Origin of the sequence: Streptomyces phytophilus (assembly GCF_013870535.1) — a bacterium.
GTDB lineage: Bacteria > Actinomycetota > Actinomycetes > Streptomycetales > Streptomycetaceae > Streptomyces > Streptomyces phytophilus.
In genome coordinates this window covers 1-6,690 of sequence record NZ_JACBXC010000230.1, presented here as the reverse complement: position 1 = coordinate 6,690, position 6,690 = coordinate 1, and the positions used below count along the sequence as shown (strand labels likewise).

At 70.3% G+C, this 6,690-nt stretch carries 6 protein-coding genes; 4 read left to right on the top strand and 2 right to left on the bottom strand.

The window, feature by feature from the left end:
- The 4 genes from H5J30_RS13360 to H5J30_RS13345 all read left to right on the top strand — a co-directional run.
- Window positions 1-815, top strand: an 815-nt coding sequence (locus H5J30_RS13360) for a vitamin B12 dependent-methionine synthase activation domain-containing protein (RefSeq protein ID WP_309505519.1), incomplete at its 5' end; no start/stop codon positions are given.
- Window positions 816-983: 168 nt separating this feature from the next.
- Entirely contained in the window at window positions 984-1,718 is a 735-nt protein-coding gene (locus H5J30_RS13355; protein WP_181787652.1) for an HAD family hydrolase, read from the top strand.
- A gap of 340 nt (window positions 1,719-2,058) precedes the next feature.
- Window positions 2,059-3,663 carry an ABC transporter substrate-binding protein gene (locus tag H5J30_RS13350; RefSeq protein ID WP_181787651.1) on the top strand — a complete coding sequence of 535 codons (1,605 nt, stop codon included), beginning with the start codon at window positions 2,059-2,061 and terminating at the stop codon, window positions 3,661-3,663.
- A 60-nt stretch (window positions 3,664-3,723) separates the two neighbouring features.
- A complete protein-coding gene (locus H5J30_RS13345) occupies window positions 3,724-5,325 on the top strand; it encodes an ABC transporter substrate-binding protein (RefSeq protein ID WP_181787650.1) in 1,602 nt (533 codons plus the stop codon).
- A gap of 64 nt (window positions 5,326-5,389) precedes the next feature.
- On the opposite strand, the gene H5J30_RS13340 is transcribed toward H5J30_RS13345, so the two are convergent.
- Window positions 5,390-6,061 (bottom strand): response regulator, encoded by a 672-nt coding sequence (locus H5J30_RS13340; protein ID WP_018836882.1) that lies wholly within the window; start codon window positions 6,059-6,061, stop codon window positions 5,390-5,392.
- Window positions 6,062-6,093: 32 nt separating this feature from the next.
- On the bottom strand, window positions 6,094-6,690 hold a 597-nt coding region (locus H5J30_RS13335), incomplete at its 5' end, for a RecB family exonuclease (protein WP_181787649.1).

The following is a 6,690-nucleotide window of genomic DNA, read 5'->3' as shown; positions in this document are numbered from 1 at the left end:
CCGACGTGGCCACCGACAACCCCGTGCCCGCCCCGCCGTTCTGGGGCACCCGGGTCGTCAAGGGCATCCAGCAGGCCGACTACGCCTCCTGGCTGGACGAGGGCGCGCTCTTCAAGGGCCAGTGGGGGCTGAAGGCGCCGCGCGGCAGCGGCCCGTCGTACGAGGACCTGGTCGCCACCGAGGGCAGGCCGCGGCTGCGCGGGCTGCTGGACCGGCTGCGGACCGGCAACCTGCTGGAGGCGGCCGTCGTCTACGGCTACTTCCCCTGCGTCTCCAAGGGCGACGACCTGATCGTCCTCGGCGACGACGGCGCCGAGCGCACCCGCTTCACCTTCCCGCGGCAGCGGCGCGGCCGGCGGCTGTGCCTGGCGGACTTCTTCCGCGCGGAGGACTCCGGCGAGACGGACGTCGTCGGCTTCCAGATCGTCACCGTCGGCTCCAGGATCGGCGAGGCCACGGCCGAGCTGTTCGCCGCCGACTCCTACCGCGAGTACCTGGAGCTGCACGGCCTGTCCGTGCAGCTCGCGGAGGCGCTGGCGGAGTACTGGCACGCGCGGGTACGCGCCGAGCTGGGCTACGGCGGCGAGGACCCGGCCGAGATCGAGGACATGTTCGCGCTGAAGTACCGCGGCGCCCGGTTCTCACTGGGGTACGGCGCGTGCCCGGACCTGGAGGACCGGGCGAAGATCGCCGAGCTGCTGGAGCCGGAGCGGATCGGGGTGAAGCTCTCCGAAGAGTTCCAGCTGCACCCGGAGCAGTCCACCGACGCCATCGTCATCCACCACCCCGAGGCGAAGTACTTCAACGCCCGCTGAGCGCGGTCCGCGCCCGGCCCGTACCCGCGACCCCGGCCGCTGTCCGAAAAGGGGCCGGAAGGGCGCTCCCCGGGCGCTTTTCGGACAGTCGGCTTACACTGGTCGGTCCGGAACAGGCCGGTCGCTTCTGGCGGCCGGCCTTTGCGCCCCTTCGAGGGAGGTGAGCGGATGACCAGCAGCATTCCCGCTGAAGGCACCCGAACGGCCCAGGGCACCGCCCCGGCCCGCCGCGTGCGGTCCATCCGCAGTACGACCCCGCAGGCCGTACTGCTCGACATGGACGGCACCCTGGTCGACACCGAGGGCTTCTGGTGGGCCGCCGAGGTCTCGGTCTTCGCCGAGTTCGGCCACGAGCTGACCGAGGAGCAGCGCCAGGTCGTCGTCGGCGGCCCGATGTCGCGCAGCGCCGCGTACCTCATCGCCACCACCGGCGCCGACATCGGCCTGCCCGAGCTGACCGTCCGCCTCAACACCCGCTTCGAGGAGCTGATCGACGGCGACGTGCCCCTCATGCCCGGCGCCCGGCGGCTGCTCACCGAACTCGCCGCGCACGACGTGCCCACGGCCCTGGTCTCCGCCTCCCACCGGCGCATCATCGACCGGGTGCTGCGCTCCCTGGGCCACGAGTTCCACCTCTCCGTGGCGGGCGACGAGATCGCGCGTACGAAGCCGCACCCCGACCCGTACCTGCACGCCGCGGCCGTCCTCGGCGCCGATCCCCGGCGCTGCGCCGTGGTCGAGGACACCCTCACCGGCGTGACGGCGGCGGAGGCGGCCGGCTGCGCCGTCGTGGCGGTGCCGTCGGTGGCGCCGATCGACCCCGCGCCGGGACGGCACCTCGTCGGTTCCCTCACGGAAGTCGATCTCCGCTTTCTCCGCTCCGTAGTCGAGCGCCTCCAGTGAGAAAGCGGCGGGGAAACTCCGCGCAGCGGTTCATGTATTTTGCGTGACGAAAGCCGTTACCCCATTGCTACTACAGGGCGCGAATTCGCCGAGGTGAGCTTTCTCACGCGCACAGACCTCGACAGGTGAGCGGCGATGTGCTGGACCGGTCTCCGGTGCCCTGCGAGGTGCCTCCCTGTGCCCGGTTTGATTCGGGTTCGCGGCCATTGTTCCCGCGTCCGGTTATCGGAAGGGTGCCGGGCGTAATCGGCGCGTGATTCTTTCTCAACTTCCCTGCGGCCCAGCCCGGCTGGATGCTCCGGCTAATCTCTCCGGGGACGCCCGAGGGAGAAAGTCGACCATGATTCGTAAGTCGTTGGTGCTGCCCGCGCTGCTGGGCATGCTGGTCCCGGTCCTCGCCTCCTGCGGCATGGTGGGCGACTCCGGCGGAGACGGCGACGCGATCGTGGTGGGCACGACCGACAGGCTGGAGCTGACCGAGGAGAACCCCGCTCCCCTCGACCCCGCCACCGCGTACGACATCAACTCCTGGAACATCCTGCAGAACACCTTCCAGACGCTGATGCGCATGCCGCGTACGGGCTCGGAGCCCGAGCCCGACGCCGCCGAGCGGTGCGCCTTCGCCGACCGGCTCAGCGAGCAGTACCGCTGCACCCTCCGCGACGGCCTCACCTTCACCAACGGGCACGACCTGACGGCCGAGGACGTCAAGTTCTCCGTCGAGCGGATGCTGAAGATCAAGAACCCCAACGGCCCGTTCCCGCTGCTCGCCAACGTCGACACGGTGGAGACCCCCGACGAGCTGACCGTGGTCTTCCACCTCAAGACGCCGGACGCCACGTTCCCCCTCAAGCTGGCCACCCCCGCCGCGGCCATCGTCGACAGCGAGGTCTACGAGAAGGACAAGCTGTACGAGGGCTTCGAGATCGCCGGCTCCGGCCCGTACAGCCTGAAGGTCGAGCACGAGGACGACGCCGCCACCAAGGCCGTGTACACCGGCAACGGCGACTACAAGGGCGAGGTCGAGCCGCAGAACGACGGCGTCGAGGTCCGCTACTTCGACACCTCCCAGCACATGGAGGACGCCATCTCCGGCGGCGACATCGACGTGATGGGCCGCAGCCTGAAGCCCGAGCAGATCAACCGCCTCGACGAGGGCAGCGACGGCGACGTCAGCCTCTTCGAGACGCCCGGCGCGGAGATCGCCTACCTCGTCTTCGACGTGGAGAACCCGACCGTGAAGGACCGGGCCGTACGCCAGGCGACGGCCGAGGTGATCGACAGGACGAAGCTCGCGCGCGAGGTCTACCAGCGCACCGTCGAGCCGCTGTACGCGATGATCCCGCGCGGCATCATCGGCCACAACACGGCGTTCCACGACTCCTACGGCGACCGCCCGGACCCCGACGCCGCCCGCGAGCTGCTGCGGGAGGCGGGCGTCGAGACACCCGTCGAGCTGACCCTGAACTACAGCACCGACCACTACGGCGAGACGACGAAGGCCGAGTTCGAGGAGCTGCGCGACCAGCTCAACAAGTCCGGCCTCTTCGACGCCACCATCAAGGGCGACACCTGGGAGACGTACAAGAAGAACTACGCGGAGAACCGGTACGCCGTCTACGGCCTGCACTGGTACCCGGACTTCCCCGACCCCGACACGTTCACCGGGCCGTTCGTCGGCGAGGAGAACTTCACGTTCAACAACTACGACAGCTCCGTCATCGAGGACCTGATCCCCCGGACCCGCCAGGAAGCGCAGCGGGAGCGGACGACGGACAGCTTCGAGCGGATACAGGACGTCCTCGCGACCGACGTCCCGTACCTCCCGCTCTGGCAGGGCAAGCAGTACATCGCGGCGCGCGACACCGTCACGGGGGCGGAGTGGGCGCTCAACTCGTCGTCGACGCTGCAGCTCTGGGAGCTGCGGCGCGGGCTGAGCGAGTAGGGGCCACCGGCGGTGCCGCGCCGGGACAGAGAACCGACCCGAGTGAAGGAACCCACACACGTGAACAAGGCTGTCCAGCGGCTCGCCCCACCCCTCGGCGCCGCCATGGCCACCGTACTGCTCGCAGCCGGCTGCGGCTCGGACTCCGGATCGGGGGCCGGCTCCGGCGACGCCGTCGTGATGGGGATGACCGACGAGGTCACGGCCATCGATCCGGCCGCGGGCTACGACGTCGGCTCCTGGCTGGTGTTCAACAACGTCTTCCAGTCCCTGCTGAGCTTCCCCAAGGGGTCCACGGAACCCGAGCCCGAGGCGGCGAAGGAGTGCACCTTCGAGGACGCCGACAGCCGCGTCTACACCTGCAAGCTGCAGGACGGGCTGAAGTTCTCCAACGGCTCGGAACTCACCTCCGAGGACGTGAAGTTCTCCTTCGAGCGCACCATCGGCATCGACGACCCCGCGGGGCCCGCCGTCATGCTCGACTCGGTCGGCGGGATCGAGACCCCCGACGAGCTGACCGTGACGTTCCGGCTGGACTACCCCGACGCGACCTTCCCCATGAAGATCGCCTCCGGCGCCGGCTCGATCGTCGACAGCGAGACCTACCCCAAGGACAAGCTGCGCGACGACGGCAAGGCCATCGGGTCGGGGCCGTACAAGCTGGACTCCTACCAGGAGGGCAAGGAGGCCGGCTTCTCCGTCAACTCCGGCTACAAGGGCACCGCCAAGGTGCAGAACTCCGGGATGACGCTGAAGCTGTACGGCGGCAGCGGCGGCGACGACAAGCTCAAGGAGGACCTGGAGGGCGGCGACATCGACCTGGCGTACCGCGGCCTGGCGATGAAGGACATCGCCGAGCTGCAGGACCAGGCCGGGGCCGGCCAGAAGATCCAGCTCGTCGAGGGCACCAGCGCCGAGGTGCAGCACCTGGTCTTCAACATGGACGACCCGGTCGCCGGCAACCCCGCCGTGCGCAAGGCGTTCGCCTACCTCATCGACCGCAACGCGCTGGTCCGCGACGTCTACGAGGGCACCGCGGAAGAGCTCTACTCGATCGTCCCGGCCGGCATCACCGGCCACAACACCGCCTTCTACGACACCTACGGCGACCGCCCCGACCCGGCCAGGGCCGAACAGGTGCTCAGGCAGGCGGGCATCGACCAGAAGGTGCGCGTGACGCTGCACGCCACGCCCGAGCGCTACGGACCTGGCACGGTGCCGTCCTTCGAGCTGATCGCCAAGCAGCTCAACGACAGCGGCCTGTTCGAGGCGGACGTGGATTCCGTGCCGCTGGACGAGTTCGAGCAGGGCGTCGAGAAGGGCGCGTACGGCGTCTACGTCAAGGGCTGGGTGCCGGACTACCCGGACCCCGACAACTTCACCGCGCCGTTCTTCGGCGAGGGCAACGTCCTGGCCAACAACTACAACCCGGGCCGGATCACCAGCGAGCTGATCCCGGCCACCGCGGCGCAGTCGGAGCGTACGGCCACGGTGGACGCGTTCGGCGAGCTGCAGGACATCGTCGCCGACCAGCTGCCGGTGATACCGCTGTGGCAGGGCAAGCAGTACGCGGCCGCGCGGGAGAACATCCTCGGCCTGGAGTGGACGCTCGACGCCTCGACGGTCTTCCGCTTCTGGGAGATCTCGAAGGGCTCGGAGTGACCCGCAGGGCGGCCTGACGCCGTACGGGACCGGGAGCCCTGCGCGGGGGCTCCCGGCCGGGCGGTCAGGACCCGCCGGGGCGCACCAGCCCGCTCTCGTACGCGTACACCGCGGCCTGCACCCGGTCGCGCAGGCTCAGCTTGGTCAGCACGTGGCCCACATGGGTCTTCACGGTGGTCTCGCTGACGAAGAGGTCGGCGGCGATCTCCGCGTTCGACAGCCCGCGGGCGACCAGCTTGAGCACCTCCACCTCGCGCTCGGTGAGCGTGTCCAGGGTGTCCGGCACGTCCTGCTCTCCCGTCGGCAGCTTCGTCGCGAACTTGTCCAGCAGCCTCTTGGTGATGCTCGGGGCCAGCATCGCGTCCCCGGCGGCGACCACGCGGATCGCCTGCACCAGCTCCCCGGCCGGCGCGTCCTTCAGCAGGAAGCCGCTGGCCCCGGCGCGCAGCGCCTCCACCACGTACTCGTCGAGGTCGAAGGTGGTCAGCACCAGCACCTTCGCGGGCCCGTCCCGGCCGGCGCCGGTGATCTGCCGGGTGGCCTCCACGCCGTCCATGCGCGGCATCCGGATGTCCATCAGCACCACGTCCGGCTGGAGCGCCCGGACCTGGTCGAGCGCCTGCAGCCCGTCGCCGGCCTCGCCGACGACGGCGATGTCCTGCTCGGCCTCCAGGATCATGCGGAAGCCGGTGCGCAGCAGCGGCTGGTCGTCGACGAGCAGGACGCGGATGGCCACAGGGTCTCCTCTTCCTCGGCCGGACCGAACTGTCAGGCGGTGTCCATTCTGCCCTGCGCACCGTCCCCGCCCCCGGCCGGGCGGGGCTGCGGCAGGCCCAGGTCGACGCCGGTCAGCGGATACGGGGGCGGGGTCCCACCGAAGGCCGGGCAGGAGTCCTTGAAGTCGCACCAGCCGCACAGCCGGCCCGGCCGCGGCCGCCAGTCGCCGCTCTCCGTCGCCCGCCGGATCGCCTCCCACAGGGCGAGCACCTTGCGCTCCACGCCGCGCAGGTCCGCCTCGTCCGGGTCGTACGTCAGGACGTCGCCGCTGCCCAGGTAGACCAGTTGCAGCCGGCGCGGGACGCTGCCGCGCAGCCGCCACAGCACCAGCGCGTAGAACTTGATCTGGAAGAGGGCGTCCGCCGCGTACTCCGGCGGGGGCGCCTTGCCCGTCTTGTAGTCCACGACGCGGACCTCGCCCGTCGGCGCCACGTCGAGCCGGTCGATGACGCCGCGCAGCTTCAGCCCGGACGCGAGCACGGTCTCCACGAACAGCTCCCGCTCGGCGGGCTCCAGACGCGCCGGGTCCTCCAGCGTGAACCACCGCTCGACGAGCTGCTCGGCGCCGGCCAGCCACTCCGCCAACTG